Origin of the sequence: Pseudoalteromonas sp. T1lg10, assembly GCF_002964545.1 — a bacterium.
Classification (GTDB): Bacteria; Pseudomonadota; Gammaproteobacteria; order Enterobacterales; family Alteromonadaceae; genus Pseudoalteromonas.
This window is the reverse complement of record NZ_PQBV01000018.1, coordinates 64,345-80,459: the sequence shown is the minus strand read 5'-3', so window position 1 is coordinate 80,459 and position 16,115 is coordinate 64,345. Positions and strand designations below refer to the sequence as shown.

The window sequence follows — 16,115 nt, the reverse complement described above, 5'->3', positions numbered from 1 at the left end:
AGTTACGCTTTGTTGTTTGTTTCTGCCTTACAGGCGGTGCTGCCGCGATTTTATCTGTGCAATTTTCCGACCACTTACCCAAACGAATTGGTATAATAACGACAAAGTGCATTATTCGAGACCAGTATGGCCAAAAAACCGCAACCCGAAGAAGAGATTATTTACGTATCTAAAAGCGAGCTTAAGCGCGATGCCATGGAATACCATGAGCTAGGCATAGAGATTGCCAACCTGTCTAAAAAGCAACGCGAGAAGCTTCCACTTAGTCCCGACTTGGAAGCGGCGATGGACCTGGCCGATCGTTTAAAGGATAAAAAGGACGCCTACCGTCGACACTTAAACTATATTGCCAAAACCCTGCGCAGCACCACCAATGTCGAAGACATTCACCAGGCAATGGCTATAATCACCAATAAGAACAACCAGAAAGACGTGATCATCAATCATATCGAGCAAACTCGTGATGATCTTATCGCCCAGGGCGACGCCGGTCTTAATCCCTTGCTGGAGACCTACCCGCAACTGGAACGCCAACGTATGCGCCAGCTTATTCGCCAGGCGGCGAAAGAGGTTAAGCAGGAAAAACCGGGCAAGGCCTTCAAAGAGCTATTTCAGATCCTTAAAGATCTGATGCTTTAGAGCCGACCTCTTAAAACACAAAAAAGGCAGCCGTGGCTGCCTTTTTTCCTTGTTTACCTACCTTAGGCGGTACCGCCCACGGTAAGCTGATCAATTTTCAGCGACGGCTGACCCACGCCAACCGGTACACTTTGACCGTCCTTACCACACACGCCCACGCCCTTATCCAGCTCAAGGTCGTTGCCGACCATGGAGATTTGCTTCATTACCTCCGGGCCGTTACCTATCAGGGTCGCGCCCTTAATCGGCGTGGTGATCTTACCGTTTTCGATCAAATAGGCTTCGGAAGCCGAGAACACAAACTTACCCGAGGTAATGTCTACCTGACCGCCGCCGAAGTTAGGCGCATAAATGCCCTTATCGACCGAGGAGATAATATCCGCCTGTGAATGTTCACCGGCCAACATATAGGTGTTGGTCATACGCGGCATAGGCAGGTGAGCATAAGACTCACGACGACCATTGCCGGTAGGTGCCACCCCCATCAGCTTGGCGTTATGCTTATCCTGCATATAGCCCTTAAGGATACCGTTCTCAATCAGCACGTTATAACCGGCAGGCGTACCTTCATCATCGATATTTAATGAACCGCGACGATCGGCCATGGTGCCGTCATCAACAACGGTACAAAGCTCGGAGGCCACCTGTTGACCTATCTTACCGCTAAAGGCCGATGCCCCTTTACGGTTGAAGTCACCTTCCAGGCCATGACCTACCGCTTCATGCAGTAGCACGCCCGGCCAACCTGCGCCCAATACCACTGGCATGGTGCCCGCCGGAGCATCTATGGCTTCAAGGTTTACTCGCGCCATGCGCACCGCATCCTCGGCGTAGTGCATCCAGCGTGGCTTACCTTCGACCAGCTCTTTAAAGTAATGAAAATCTGTGCGACCACCGCCGCCGGCACCGCCGCGCTCACGGCGGTCGCCCTTGGTCAGCAATACGGAGCAATTCAAGCGCACCAGTGGGCGAATATCCGTAGCAAAGGTACCATCACTGGCGGCAATCAAAACCTCTTCATAAACCGCCGACATGGAGCTGACCACCTGCTCAACCTCTGGAGCCAATTGACGGATATAGTCTTCCACTTCATGCAGCAGGGCCACCTTGTCCGCGTCCTTCATGCTTTGAATGGGCTGCATGGGCTCAAACTGGCGCTTTACATCCTGCTCGCTAAAGACTTGTACCTTGCCATCCTGACCGGCATCGGCAATGCTGCGCGCGGCCATGGCGGCATTATTAATGGCCTCAAGATTGATAGCATCGGAATAGGAAAAGCCGGTTTTCTCGCCGCTGATGGCGCGCACGCCAACACCACGCTCAATGTTGTAGCTGCCTTCTTTTACCAGGCCATCTTCCAATACCCAGGACTCGTTATAGCTGGACTGGAAATACAGGTCGGCATAATCCACCTTGTGCTGGTGAATATAGGCCAGGGCTTTGGCGAGATCATCACGGTCAATATGACTCTGGGTTAAGAGATTGTGCTCTACTTGGCTCATAAAATTACTTTTCTCGCTTGGCGGTGAGCGGCCATCGGCATGCGCTCACGGCATTGATTTAATTCGTTGCTGTCGAGGGCGGCGCTTATCCACCCTTGGCCATGATCTAGCTCGGCGAGGATCTCGCCCCAGGGCGACACTATCACACTGTGACCATAGGTTTCGCGGCCATTATCATGGCTTAGCTCGGTGCCATTACGGCCATATAAACCGGCGGCCACCACATAGGCCTGGCTTTCGATGGCGCGGGCCCGCAGCAGGGTATGCCAGTGGGCACGCCCGGTGGGCACGGTAAAGGCACTGGGAACAAGCAGCACATCGGCGCCTTGTTGCACTTGCGCCCGATATAATTCACTAAAGCGCATATCATAACACACACTGAGTCCCAGCCGGGCAAAAGGCGTGTCGGCCACGACGACTTGCTCGCCAGGCTGGGTATGCTTGGACTCGCGATAATTCCCCGTGCTGTCGGCAACGGTCACATCGAAAAGGTGAATTTTATTGTACTGGGCGCGCTCGACGCCTTGGTTGTCGATAAGCAAGGAAGCGGCATAATAGCGACCGCTGGCGCTCATCACGGGCAAGGTACCGGCGGCCAGCCAAATATTTTCCTTCCGGCATAGCTGTGCCAGACGTTGACGCCAGGCTTGATGCTGCTCGGCAACGGCCAGCACCTGCTCGCTTTGTTTGGCAAAGCACAGCCAACTCTCAGGTAAGCACACCAGAGCGGGACGCTGCGGCGGCAGTTTGGCTATCAAGGCCTGTACCGCGGCAAAGTTCACTTCCGGGTCGCTTTGAGCACACACTTGCAAGGCATGAATAATCACTGTGGTTGCGGCTCCAGATCGCCCTCTTGGGGCGGTTCATTTTGCGCCGCCTGAGGTAAGGTCACCTCACGGCTCTTACGGTCAAGCTCAATCACCTCAGGATCGCTCATGGGGCCACTGATTTTAAACTTAATCTCGGAGATCACCCGCGCCGAGTGGATCACCTTGTCCAGCGCCAAGGCCGCCAAGCCCGTTACCGGGTTCACCATCCAGGCCACGATAACGGGCAGGCTGGAAGTTACCTGCGGCGCCACCGACAAATCATAATTAAGAGTCTGGTTATTCAGATCCGCATAACCTTGAATGGTTAAATCCGCCGGCACACCATCCATTTTTGTGTCCTTGGTGTAGGCAATACCGCTGGCCAGCTGCATGCTGCCTTCCATACTGTTATAGAAAAAGCCCTTGGCGAAAACATCGCGAAAATCCAGTTTCAGTTTACGCACCAGTGAGTCCAAGCTCAGCAATGAAAATACCCGGGCACCGCCGTCGCTGATCTCGCTTAAATGTCCTTCCCCTAGACGCCATTCGATATTGCCACCCAAACTGGCGATATCGAAATCATAGGGCGCTGCTCGCCAATGCAAGGCGAAATCCATGCTGGCGTTAGAGTCCTGGAGCGTTGAAGTAATATCGAATTCATCGAACAGCTCGCCGATATCATCACTGTTAAACTCTCCTTGCAGCGCCGTTTGCCCGTCTCGCCAGATACCATCGGCACGTAAGGTATGCTCGCCCTTATCGACTAGGATATTTTTAATATTAAGTTGCTGGCCATCCCCTTCAAAAGCCATGCTTACCTTATCCAGCTGGTATTGATTGAGGCGACAGTCGTCGCAGTCAAAGCGCACCGCCGGTAGACGGGCTAGCCAGCTAAGGTCTTCCTCAGGCAGCACAAGCGCTTGCTCTGCCAATGCATTTTCCAGCTCGTTCTGGGGCTTTTGTTCTGTAGGCACATTGGCTCGTAAGTAATCGGCTTGAATATGAATATCGCGCTGCTGCTCCCCCGTAGGGATATCAACACGCGCTCTTAATTCCTTGGCGTTCAGCTTTAAATCCATGGCTCCTTGCGTTGGAGTCAGAGTAAATTCCAGCTCGTTGAAGGGCACTGGGCCCAACTGCGCCTGGCCTATCTGCCCAACTACCTTATTGAATTTGGGCATTACCGAGTTGCCGTTCGCAGGGCGACTCGAAACATTGATAATATTGTCGATAACAGGTTGCCAGGCCAACACATCCGCCTTGGGCAGGTTTACCGTGACATCAAAGCCCTGCTGATTCAGGCCAAGGTTTTGCTCACCGACTATCAGGTGAGCGCTGCTCATCTGCCCACTGCCATTATCTAAGATGCCATTGAAATACAGCTGACCATCGAGTTCAGCCATAATTAAGTTAGAAATATCATCGCCTTGGATCAGCGCATTAAGGGGTAATACCTCTTGTGCCTGTTTGTTATAGGGTGCCGGTAGGCTGCTGGTGATGCCGATAAGATCGCTTTGTACATGGGCCTCATAATTAAAGCCTTGCGCACCGAATTTCAGTTGAAGCTGAGCATTCAGCGGCGTTTTCCCTTGCAACTGAGGCGCCAGCAAGCCATTTAGGTGCTGCTCTAACTTGGCACTATCCGCCTCCAGGCTCAGCTCAATATTGGTGTTATAGCTGTCACCTTCCTGCGCCCCTAACAGGCTGATGGTGAGCGGCATGCCCTGCCAAGTGGCACTGGCCTCTTTAATCTCAATGTGATCATTGGCAAAGCTCAAACGACCACGTAAGTCTTCGAGGTTTAAACCGGGCTGAGCCAGATACACAGGGTTGCCGGCAAATTCCACATCGCCCTTTGCCAGCACACCACCGTCCTTAAGGTCGATTTGCAGCTGTAACTGTCCGGCAATACTGCCCTTTGCCTGAATCACATCAAATACGGTCGCCAGTGGCTTAGCCAATGGCGTATCGGCAAAAAACGGCTGTAATTCTGGGGCGTCGACCTGCTCGTCAATATCGATAAACAGGGTATCCGCATTGAGCAAGTCTTCCAGGTAGACATGCACGCTGCTGTCCAGGCTTAAATTTAATAACTCCCCTTCCCGGCTGTAGATATCCATGCGCTGATTATCAAAGTTCAGGCTCACTCCTATCTCGTCAAGGGCTGGCCACTGGGGGGCGAAGGCGAATTTGGCGTTGTCGACCTCGGCCTTAACAACAAAGCGGCCCTGATTTTCTGTGTAGGGAAACTCGGCAATCGGCCCCTGCATCAGCACCTGAGCAAAGCGCATGTCACCGCCCTTAATGGCGCCATTGAGGTAGTCGATCAAATTTTTGTGCATATAGGGCACGGGAAAATAAGCCCCGGCGCTGGCGGCGCTGCCACCGCTGATCTCAGCATAGAGGTCAAGATTAGGCTGAGCCTCTAGGTGCAAGGCAAATTCGCTCACCAGTTGCAGGTCGTCATTGTTTAAGCGCACATTATCGCTTTCAATCGACCAATAATCGCCATGGTTATAAAAGGCAATTTCCGCCACCAGTTGTTGATAGGCCAGCGGCTGACTAAAGGTGTCGCCGGTAAGCAGGTGATTATCACTCCCCTGTACGCTTAGCAGGCCTTTTTCATTGGTAATATGCGCTGTGGCACTGAGGTCTTGCGCCCCAGGAATACCATAAATGCCGGACCAGCCGAGATGCTCGGCGGCAAACCATAAGCGCCATTTATCGGCGTTTTGCCAATGGAAATAACCTTCATTGATAAAGCCTTGCGGCTGAATGGAAAGCAAGCCTTGTAGGGCCTCGCCCTTGGCCAAACGAGCAAAGGTGGAGACCATGGAGATATCCAAATCCTGCACCCAGACCTGTTGCTCATCGCTAAACAAGGCATCGAAAATCAGCGGTGACCATTGGAACTGCTCGTCGCTAAGCTGCAGTCCGGATGTACGCACTCGCCAGCCCTTGGCTTGCGGGTGAATTCGTACCATGCCTTGCTGCAATTCAAGGTATTCATCCTGCTCGCCATTACGCCAGGATAACTTGCTCGGATGGGTTAACAGCTGCACATCGGTCAGGCGCCCACCGGCAAAATGCAACCAAGACTCAATGTTTAAATCCGACTGCAGCTCTTTAAGTTCGGGGTGCAGATAGTCGTTTAACCAGCCGGAAACATCCAGACCTTGAGCCTGCACATAAAGATCCCCATACACCCCGGCCAGGGTTTCACCGGATAGCTTAAGCCGTGCTTCCAAAGAGTTCTGTTCAATGCCGGGCAGGCTTACCTGCCCCTCGGCATAATGCCCGTCGATGCGGTTTTCCCACACCAAATTTTCTAACAAGATTCTATGATTACGATTATCCAGGCTGATGATATTAAGCTCGCTCTCCTCTATGGCAAAATGCCCTGAGGCGCCGAGGAAGAGGCTCTCGATCAGCGCTTGCTGCTGTGAGTTATTATTGCTTTGCTGATTGGCAAACAGTTGCCGAGCGTCAATTTTGGCCTTAAAGCCATTAAGCACAAAATAGTTAGAGCGTAACTGTCTGTGCAGCAGGGATTGCCACAAATTGATATGGAGGCGGGTTTGCGCCACGCTGACGCTGATGGGGGCTTGGGCGTTATCGGCAAAGCCCACTTCGTTAACCACCAGGGCCGGGCCATTGCCCTGCCAACTGGCACTAAGCGAACCTATGGAGATATCGGCGTTAAGCTGCTCGCCAAGAAACTGCTCGACCTCGACACGGTAATCGTTGGCATAAGGCAAGCTGTATTTTAGCAGCGACACAAGCACGGCCAACAGCACTAAAATTATGGCGCTGAGTTGCCAAATTTTTGTGACGCAAAAAAAGCAAACCGACCTGGCGTTCACTACATCATCACCACATCGAACTGCTCTTGGCTATACAGGTTTTCGGTTTGAATAATCACTTGTTTACCAATAAAGAGTTCTAGCTCGGCAAGATTGTGATATTCATCGTTTATCAGCGCTTCACTGACGGCCGCTGAGGCGTACACCATAAATTTGTCGGCATCATAGGCGCGGTTGACGCGCACAATCTCACGGAGGATTTCATAACAGACGGTTTCCACCGTTTTCAACGAGCCCCGACCGGCACAGGATGGACACACACCGCAGAGAATATGCTCCAGGCTTTCCCGGGTGCGTTTGCGGGTCATTTCCACCAGCCCCAGTGCCGATAAGCCATTGATATTGGCCTTGGCTCTATCCTTAGACAACGCCTGCTCTAAAGAGTGCAATACCCGCCTTTTGTGCTCATCGGAGATCATATCGATAAAGTCGATAATTATGATGCCGCCCAGATTACGCAGTCGCAACTGACGCGCAATGGCACTGGTGGCTTCGATATTGGTGTTGAAGATCGTTTCTTCTAGATTGCGATGACCAACAAAGGCGCCGGTATTCACATCCACCGTGGTCATGGCCTCGGTCTGATCGATAATAAGATATCCGCCGGACTTCAGCTCTACCTTGCGGTGCAGTGCCTTTTGAATCTCGTTTTCGACATCAAAAAGATCAAAAATGGGGCGCTCACCTGGGTAGTATTCCAGCACTTTATGAAGGTGCGGCACAAACTCTTCGGTAAAGCTCACCAGCTCCTGATAAGTCAGCTTGGAGTCGACACGAATGCGCTCCATATCCTCGCCAACGTAATCACGCAGGGTACGAAACGCCAGCTTTAAGTCTTCGTGCAATATGCTTTCTTTACGCGTCTTTTTACGCTTATCGACTATTTTCAACCACCGCTTTTTAAGGAATTCGGCATCATGCTTAAGCTCGTGCTCGCTCGCCCCTTCGGCGGCGGTGCGCACAATAAAGCCACCGTTTTCATCATTATACTGAGCCACTATGTCTTTTAAACGCTGGCGCTCCTCATCGCTTTCGATGCGTTGGCTGACGCCCACGTGTGTGGCGTCCGGCATAAACACCAGATAACGTGAAGGAATGGTGATGTCCGTGGTTAATCGGGCACCCTTGGTGCCGATAGGATCTTTAACCACCTGCACCATAATATGCTGGCCCTGACGTACCAACTCGCGAATATCCTGCACCTTTTTCACCGGCTGCTCGTCGAGGCCGTCTTCAAAGGAGGCGCTGTTGACTATGTCGGAAGCGTGTAAAAATGCTGCTTTATCTAGGCCGATATCGACGAAGGCAGCCTGCATACCGGGCAATACGCGACTCACCTTACCGAGATAAATATTACCGACGATACCGAGATTGCCGATGCGCTCAACCTGGATCTCTTGCAGCACGCCATTTTCTATTAAGGCGACGCGACTCTCACTGGGAGTCACATTGATAAGTAATTCTGAGCTCATGCTAAAATTCAGCTAGTAATTTTTGTGTCTCATACAAAGGTAACCCCATCACCGCAAAATAGCTACCGCTAAGGTGGGTGACAAAAGCGCCCGCACGCCCTTGAATGCCGTAGCCTCCGGCCTTGTCATAGGGTTCACCGCTGTGCCAGTAGGCGGCTATTTCCGCCTCGCTCAGGGTCTTGAAAGTGACCTGAGTGCTGACCACCACACTGCTTGTATGCTCTGTATCTGCCAAAGCCACCGCGGTCAAAACCTCATGGCTGCGGCCACTGAGCAGCCGCATCATGGCAGCAAAATCATCAAAATCATGGGGCTTACCCATGATTTGTTCGTCGCACACCACTACTGTGTCACTGCCAAGCACAGGACGGTCATGATAGCCCAGGGCAACGCCGGTCTCCGCCTTAAGACGAGCCAGACGCTCCACCAGCGCCAGAGCGCTTTCACCGGCCAAGGGACGTTCGTCCGCATCCACGGAAAACTGTTCAAATTCAACGCCCAGTTGCGCTAAAAGCTCGCGGCGCCGGGGCGACTGCGAAGCAAGATAAATTGGCTTCATGATTAACGGATCCGAAAATGACGGCGGTATTTACGCAGCAACAGGAACAACCAGGGCCAACAAATGGCACCGGTTAACACCGGCCACAGGTATTGCGGCGAAAAGTAGACATCCAAAAGAAAGTGATGGAGCCAGAACTGCAGCAGATGATGCAAGGCCAGGAACACGGCTACTAATAAGCCTTGCTGCCAAATGGAAAAATTACGCAGCTTTTGATAATTACTGGCGGTAATGTAAATGGTCACCGCATAAGTCAGCGAATGCACTCCAAGCGGAGAGCCGGTGGCCAAATCAATGATCAAGCCGGTTAGCCAGGCGGTGCCTATATTGACGCGATGCGGCAAGGCTAATGACCAATACATTAAGACCAAAAGCACCCAGTCGGGACGAAACGCTTCCATGGAAATCGGTAAGGGCATTAGCGCCATTACCAAGGAGAAAAAGACGCTTAAGATAATGAGCCCATATTGCTTACTCATCGATCTTTACCTCTTGCATCTGGGGTGAATCGGTTAACACCAGCAATAGTCGAATACGATCGAGCTGCGCCACCGGCTGCGCGTAGATTTGCGCAAAGGGGCGACCCTCATCACGATTGATATGGGTGACCACGGCAACCGGATAACCTTCGGGAAAACGCTCGCCAAGCCCAGAGCTTAATAACACATCACCGATACGAATATCCAAGCTATGAGGCACATGAGAAAGTTTAACACTGGAGATCTTACCCATGCCTTCAACCACTGTACGCACATTGTTGCGCAGCACCCGCACCGGCGTGGCATGAGTGGTATCTGTAAGCAACAAGACGCGACTGGTACTGGCGCCGACCTGGATCACCTGGCCGACCACACCCAACTCATCTATTACCGCCAAGCCTTCACGCAGGCCATCCGAAGTTCCTTTATTGATCACCACCTGGTGACTGTAAGGATTCGAGTGCACGGATAAAACCTGGGCCACCAGCTTACCTTGCTGCTGCCTCGGGTTTGAGCCTAATAAAGCACGCAGCTTTTCGTTTTCCTGCACCAAAAAGGCATATTGCTGCAGCTGTTCACTTTGCAACAATTGCTTGTTTTTCAGGGCTTCGTTTTCTTTTAGCAGTTGTTCACGAGAGGTCAGGTTTTTAGCGCTGGTCGAAAGCAGCTCATAGGGAAGATTGGCCAGGTATAACAAGGGGCTGACCAGGGTATTAAGCGAGGTACGTACTGCTGTGCCGCCACTGGTGTAGCGATCACCAAGAATAAGAATAACACTAAGCACAACTGCGATGGTTAATCGCAGTTGCATTGAAATAGTGCGACCAAATAATAAATTCATTAGTCGTAGCTAAATACGTCACCACCATGCATGTCGATCATTTCCAGGGCCTTACCGCCCCCACGCGCAACACAAGTAAGTGGGTCGTCGGCTACCACAACCGGAATACCGGTTTCTTCCATTAGTAAGCGATCCAGGTCTTTCAGTAGTGCGCCACCGCCGGTCAATACCATGCCGTGAGCAGAAATATCCGATGCCAACTCTGGCGGCGATTGCTCCAGTGCCACCATTACCGCACTTACTATGCCCATCAATGGCTCTTGCAAGGCTTCGAGGATCTCGTGTGAGTTCAGAGTAAATGAACGCGGTACACCTTCGGCCAAGTTACGGCCACGTACTTCCATTTCTCTTACTTCGTCGGTCTTAAATGCCGAACCTATCTCGTGCTTGATCTGCTCCGCCGTGGCTTCACCGATCAGGCTACCGAAGTTACGACGTACGTAGTTGATAATGGCTTCATCAAACTTATCACCACCGATACGCACCGATGAAGAATACACCACACCGTTCAGTGAGATAATGGCCACTTCTGTGGTACCACCACCGATATCGACCACCATGGAACCCGTTGCTTCAGATACCGGCAGACCGGCACCAATGGCTGCCGCCATCGGCTCTTCGATAAGATACACCTCACGAGCACCAGCACCCATGGCCGACTCGCGAATGGCGCGCTTTTCAACCTGAGTGGCACCACAAGGCACACAAATTAGAACGCGTGGGCTTGGGCGCAAGAAATTGTTGTTGTGCACTTGCTTAATAAAGTGCTGCAGCATTTTTTCGGTAACATAAAAATCGGCAATAACACCGTCTTTCATAGGGCGAATGGCTTTAATGTTGCCTGGGGTACGACCCAGCATTTGCTTGGCTTCCGTCCCTACCGAAGCCACACTTTTAGGTCCACCAGCACGCTCTTGACGAATGGCTACTACTGAAGGCTCGTTAAGGACGATACCTTCTTCTTTAACGTAAATCAGGGTATTCGCTGTCCCCAAATCGATCGATAGATCGTTGGAGAAAAGACCACGGAGTTTCTTGAACATGGGACTGGTTGACCTTTGAAAATTCTTATTATCTGAAAGCTTGGGACACTTTACCAATGCAACTGCGTCGCGGCAACATAAAGCTTGCATTGGTCTCTAAAAAACAGCACATTGAGCACCGTAAATGCAAAACTTTGATGACATCTGTCGACATACGCATAAAGTAGTACATTTAAAAACTTACCCGCGGCAAGCCTAGTATAACCCCTCATCTCGCCACCGCTGGCGCTCATTGTCCACCTCTGCGCTTAACAGTCGCTGACTCGGTGGGTAAAAGTACTGGATTCCAGCTTGAAGCTGGCTTTTATCCTAATCGCAACGGATAATAACGCAGCGCCATCAGTGCACATACTCACAGCAAATAAACACGGTTAACCATGAATCTGGTCGAAAATACAATCCCCGAATCTCCCCTGCAGCAAATCCAGGATGCGCTGCTAACCAAACACTGTGTGCGCTTGAGTATTAAACGTGACGATTTGCTGCATCCCATTATCCATGGCAACAAATGGCGCAAGTTAAAGTACAACCTGGTCGCCTTTGCCCAATCCGGTAAATCCGAGCTGCTGACCTTTGGTGGCGCCTTTTCCAACCACCTGTATGCCAGTGCCGCCGCCGGCAAAATATTCCGCATTCCAACGCGCGCTATAGTGCGCGGCCCGCAGCTGGATGAGCATAATCCGACGCTGCGTTTTGCCAAGGCCTGCGGTATGCAGTTGCATCCGGTTACCCGTATCGAGTATCGCCAGCGCAATAGCCCGGAGTACCTAGAGCAATTACAGCAGCGCTTTACCAAGGCTTTTATCCTTCCCGAAGGTGGCACCAATACCGCCGCCTTAAGGGGAGTCGAAGAACTGGCCCACAGCCTGCCGGAACATCAGTTCTTAGCGTGTGCCACCGGCAGTGGCGGCACCCTGGCGGGACTGCTATCCGGGCATACACAAACCCAGGTGTTGGGCATAGCTGTATTGAAAAATGCCGAATACCTAAAACTAGAAATCACACGGCTTCAGCCACAGCCCAACTGCGAATGGCGTCTGCTTTGTGACCATCATGACGGCGGCTATGGTCGCTTTAGCCCCGAACTATGGCGCTTTTGCCAATGGTTCGAACACACTCACAAGGTCCCACTGGAGCCCATCTACAGCGGCAAAATGATCTATGCCCTCTGGCAACTGATCGAACAGGGTTATTTTCCCGGCGGCAGCCATATCATTGCCATCCATACCGGTGGCCTACAGGGTAAGGAAGGCCTTAGGTATCGCGGCCTTATTGGGGCAAGTTAAAGGCACTGAGTTGGTTAATGGTGCCGGTGAAGTAAAAGCCTTGCGCTCCTTGCACACCCAGTTGTTTTAGCACTTCGGCCTGTTGATGGCGCTCAATGCCGACCGCAAAAACCACTATCCCCAAGCGCTGTGCATTGGCGACATAAGATAAAACCCGACGCTGAATATGCCTGTCCGTATCCACATGGCTGATCAATTCACTGGCTAATTTAACGGCCTTAATCGGTACATTAAGGGTGTTTATGGCGTCGGTGGGCCACTTGCTTAGCTGGTCGACAATGATACCGCGCTGGCACGCTGTTGTGCTTTTTAAGCGCTTTGCTATCAGCCTGGGTTGCTTGGCCAGCATCGCTGCCGGACACTCCAGGCACACCCTGGGGTGGGCTTCTAAAAACTCCCCTAACCGCCGCCATACATCATCATCAAGCCAGGAGCTGGGGTGAATATTTAAACTGATATCGGCCTGCAGCTGCTCGCTCTTAAGCATGGTTTCAAGACGCTTCAGTACGGCAATATCAACGCTGCGCGCAGCACTTTCAGGCGTGCTGTGACTTAGTAAATATTCAGGAGAAATCAGCCCTAGCTGTGGATGGCGAATTCGCAGCAGGGTTTCGTGATGCATAATCTCCTCATTATATAAGTCGAATACAGGCTGGAAGAAACATACAAACTGCTCGTTATTAATGGCATCAACCAAAGAGCAGGACTTGGCGGCCAGCAGCATGGAGTGATTATGACTAAAGGGAATGCGGTAGCAATGCTTATGCTCACTTTGACACGCCAATGCCAATGCCGATTGGCATAGCTGATAGACCACCGCCTGATCGGCACCACTGCGATAGTTACAAAGGCCGACTTTAACCTCATCGCGACGCAAATCAGGCAATAGGCTACGGCAACACTTAAGCGCCATGGCACTAAAGCTTTGCAAATGAGTTTCCAGCTGTTTATAGGCCACTTCTTTAACCGTAATGGCGAAGCAGCCGGAATTAAGAATTTTAACCGATACCCTTTGTTGATGCTGTAACTGCTCCTGCAACAGGGTCTCGAATAAGCTCACGACCCCGGATGCTACCGAGCTTAAGCGCTGGCAATAAACAATAGCAAAAACACTTTGATAAAGCTGGTTGACCCCCAGCATATTGGCACTGACCGGATGGGTATCCTGGTCTTCGTCCTCTTTTTTCTGCCCTCCGTAGCAGCTGAATGCCCGCGCCGCACGCCATTCGGTCCTGCGCAGCCACTGTACCGTGCGCCATAAAAAAATAAGCAACAAAACATTAATGGCAATAAACCAATGGCTATGCTGCTGCCACAAGGGCTGACTATAAACAGTGAGCGCCCCTGAGCTCAGGGCCAGATTAAATTGTACCGGCATCACAAAACTCCCCGTTTGCGCCTTACTTGATAAACCATAAGGCGCCAGAGCCGTGGAGAGCACCTGCTCGTTAACACTGCCCAATTGCTCAAGCCGCGTTTCCAGTTGTTGTATTTGCGATTGCCGCTCCTGCATCAAGCCCCACACCAAAATGGCGTTGATCAGCACCATCATCAGCGCGCCAAGCATGCAAGTTAAGCCAAGCTTTTGATACTTAGTGAAAATGGACAAATCCAAGGTCTATTAGTCATCTTTACTCATGACTAAAGTGTTGTCCATGTGCTGGGGAAGCTCAAGTGTGAGCCCATAAAAAAGCCCCGTATTACGGGGCCTTCAGAAGAAACTATCTAGATTTCAATAAGCTCAGTTAAGCAAGCTTATTTACCTCATAGTGTTATAGTCATGCAACCAGCTAAGAAATCCACTTTGGATTCGATTTCATGCTTTGCTAACTCAAATGTGCCGTTTATGTGCGCATTTAATTGACTAATATAAACAGAAGAGTGAAGTAAATTATTATGCCCACACTCTACCGATGCTTTACGATCAATTAACTTAATTAATTCAGGGGGTAATACCATTACATAACTAACCTACATCACTCTGCCACAACAAGAACAACGCTATTTGAAATACTCTCTATCAGCTCTGTTTTTTCCAAGGCTTTTTGCTTGGCTGGTTCAATATAGTCAACACCATGATTTATCAACATTGGGAGTGAATAAGCTATTTTAACGGCATAATTTACATTTTGAGCCAATGTTCCCGTAGCTTTAATAGCTGCTGATTGATTTAACGATGCTGAAGCAATCCCAATGACTACGCCTTGATCATTTACCATTGGGCTACCAGAGTTTCCGGGCTGGATAGGCGAACTGATTTGAAAATAACGTGTATCGCCTTGGATACCTGAATTAGCATTAATATAGCCGAATGTCGCTTTTTGCTCGTTACCTTGTAAGCCTATATTTGGATAGCCTAATACAGCAATTTCAGTCCCTTGCTTCGTTTTCTTCTTAAGCTCAATAGGCAAACCTTCAACCGCCTCATCTACTTTCAGCAAAGCGATTCATTGCTAGGGTCATGATCAACTAGAGTAGCCGATACAGATTTACCATTGAGAATAATTGAAATGCTTGTTGAGCCTTCAATAACATGGCTATTGGTAAGTACGAAACCATCATTAGAAATAAAGAAACCAGTGCCTGTAGAAATACCTTTAGACGACTCTGGCTTTTTGTTTTCAGGCTTTGTTGTTACAGGTGAGGAATTAATATTCTGAGAGTCATACCTTTGCTTCATAGCTAGTGCAAGCTTTCCTGAACTATTAGCTCTATTTGCCAATGTAGAGGCTTGAATTGATACTTTTAAAGTTTCATCTGTATAACTTTCCGGTAAGGTTACATTTTCTTTCTGAGTACCAAATTGCCATTTCTGATGAAATACCCCATGTTTATTTTTCACTACAATATACTTGTCAGGCTTATCTGCGTTCATATCATAGAAGCCCCAAATTGTATAAGTCGGCTGGTTACTTTTATCAAATGACTCTCTGGCTCCAAAGAAACGCAAATTGCCGAATTGTCCTGATAGCTTAGCAAAACCATCAGCATAGTTCTTTCTTGCAACTCCAGTGAATATTCCTGTTGTAAGACTTTGCTCCCCTTGAGAATATATGAAATCAATATCTCCATTTGGTTTTAATGACGCATGGTTTTGTAATTTTTTAGTCATTTTGTCATTTTCACGAATATACGTGCCAAACTCGACATTATTTGTTCCTTCAACCCATAGGTAATAGAGTTGATCAGTAATTCCTTTGTTATGGTAAGTAATCTCAAAACCTCTAACACTACCATTTGTAACATTAATTTTACCAAGTCCCTCGGCTTTGCCGTCTTTACACTTCCCATCCCATTCTACTGTGCCTTGATGGGGTTGCTCGGTATAGCCTTCCATAAGCATTTCGCATTTTTCAGATTTATTTGAAGGCTGAATCCATTGCGGGTAATAATTTCCAGCTTGGAAATCTGTGATCTGGCTCTGGTGGTTTGTAATTTCGGATTCAGAAACTTTTCGATAATTTGGTGTGGAGTTACAACCTGTTAATAGAATGCTGATCCCTATGGCTAATGGTAAAATCTTTTTCATACCAGTTCCCTTTATAATCTTTTTTGTCTTATATTTTTATTGAGATAAATATAACCAATTAAAAATATTATGTCATTGTTCACGTAGGTCTGA

13 protein-coding genes are annotated in these 16,115 nt (G+C 49.8%); 2 read left to right on the top strand and 11 right to left on the bottom strand.

The features are described from left to right. Nucleotides 1–126: 126 nt before the first annotated feature. Complete coding sequence (gene yjgA, locus C2M17_RS06530; RefSeq protein ID WP_105200043.1) at nucleotides 127–639, top strand: ribosome biogenesis factor YjgA; 513 nt, start codon at nucleotides 127–129, stop codon at nucleotides 637–639. A gap of 62 nt (nucleotides 640–701) precedes the next feature. Here yjgA and tldD read toward each other — a convergent pair whose 3' ends face one another. From tldD to C2M17_RS06490, 8 genes are read right to left on the bottom strand one after another with little or no spacing between them, the layout of a single operon-like run. Then, nucleotides 702–2,141 carry a metalloprotease TldD gene (gene tldD, locus C2M17_RS06525; RefSeq protein ID WP_105200042.1) on the bottom strand — a complete coding sequence of 480 codons (1,440 nt, stop codon included), beginning with the start codon at nucleotides 2,139–2,141 and terminating at the stop codon, nucleotides 702–704. Next, nucleotides 2,138–2,965: a carbon-nitrogen hydrolase family protein gene (locus C2M17_RS06520; protein WP_442792600.1), complete on the bottom strand. Its 828-nt coding sequence runs from the start codon at nucleotides 2,963–2,965 to the stop codon at nucleotides 2,138–2,140. Before C2M17_RS06520 ends, tldD begins: the two co-directional genes overlap by 4 nt. Next, nucleotides 2,965–6,813 (bottom strand): YhdP family protein, encoded by a 3,849-nt coding sequence (locus tag C2M17_RS06515; protein WP_105200040.1) that lies wholly within the window; start codon nucleotides 6,811–6,813, stop codon nucleotides 2,965–2,967. The genes C2M17_RS06520 and C2M17_RS06515 overlap by 1 nt, the downstream gene beginning before the upstream one ends. Further along, the gene (gene rng / locus C2M17_RS06510; protein ID WP_105200039.1) at nucleotides 6,813–8,285 is read right to left on the bottom strand and encodes a ribonuclease G; all 1,473 of its coding nucleotides are present in this window, start codon (nucleotides 8,283–8,285) and stop codon (nucleotides 6,813–6,815) included. Before rng ends, C2M17_RS06515 begins: the two co-directional genes overlap by 1 nt. A gap of 1 nt (nucleotide 8,286) precedes the next feature. Then, complete coding sequence (locus C2M17_RS06505) at nucleotides 8,287–8,844, bottom strand: Maf family protein (RefSeq protein ID WP_199774427.1); 558 nt, start codon at nucleotides 8,842–8,844, stop codon at nucleotides 8,287–8,289. A gap of 2 nt (nucleotides 8,845–8,846) precedes the next feature. Further along, entirely contained in the window at nucleotides 8,847–9,323 is a 477-nt protein-coding gene (gene mreD, locus C2M17_RS06500; protein ID WP_105200037.1) for a rod shape-determining protein MreD, read from the bottom strand. Further along, complete coding sequence (mreC, locus tag C2M17_RS06495; protein ID WP_105200036.1) at nucleotides 9,316–10,164, bottom strand: rod shape-determining protein MreC; 849 nt, start codon at nucleotides 10,162–10,164, stop codon at nucleotides 9,316–9,318. The genes mreD and mreC overlap by 8 nt, the downstream gene beginning before the upstream one ends. Continuing rightward, complete coding sequence (locus C2M17_RS06490; RefSeq protein ID WP_105200035.1) at nucleotides 10,164–11,207, bottom strand: rod shape-determining protein; 1,044 nt, start codon at nucleotides 11,205–11,207, stop codon at nucleotides 10,164–10,166. Before C2M17_RS06490 ends, mreC begins: the two co-directional genes overlap by 1 nt. Nucleotides 11,208–11,584: 377 nt before the next feature. Between C2M17_RS06490 and C2M17_RS06480 the strand changes: the two genes are divergently transcribed. Continuing rightward, nucleotides 11,585–12,493, top strand: coding sequence for a 1-aminocyclopropane-1-carboxylate deaminase/D-cysteine desulfhydrase (locus tag C2M17_RS06480; protein ID WP_105200033.1), 909 nt, complete (start codon nucleotides 11,585–11,587; stop codon nucleotides 12,491–12,493). Here the strand turns inward: C2M17_RS06480 and C2M17_RS06475 are convergent. The 3 genes from C2M17_RS06475 to C2M17_RS06465 all read right to left on the bottom strand — a co-directional run bounded on the left by C2M17_RS06475 (nucleotide 12,477) and on the right by C2M17_RS06465 (nucleotide 16,022). After that, nucleotides 12,477–14,060 carry an EAL domain-containing protein gene (locus C2M17_RS06475; RefSeq protein WP_105200032.1) on the bottom strand — a complete coding sequence of 528 codons (1,584 nt, stop codon included), beginning with the start codon at nucleotides 14,058–14,060 and terminating at the stop codon, nucleotides 12,477–12,479. The genes C2M17_RS06480 and C2M17_RS06475 overlap by 17 nt on opposite strands. A gap of 409 nt (nucleotides 14,061–14,469) precedes the next feature. Beyond that, on the bottom strand, nucleotides 14,470–14,934 hold the full coding sequence (locus tag C2M17_RS06470; protein ID WP_158683991.1) for a S1 family peptidase: 465 nt from the start codon (nucleotides 14,932–14,934) through the stop codon (nucleotides 14,470–14,472). Then, a complete protein-coding gene (locus tag C2M17_RS06465) occupies nucleotides 14,928–16,022 on the bottom strand; it encodes a trypsin-like peptidase domain-containing protein (protein WP_105200030.1) in 1,095 nt (364 codons plus the stop codon). Before C2M17_RS06465 ends, C2M17_RS06470 begins: the two co-directional genes overlap by 7 nt. Nucleotides 16,023–16,115: the final 93 nt, after the last annotated feature.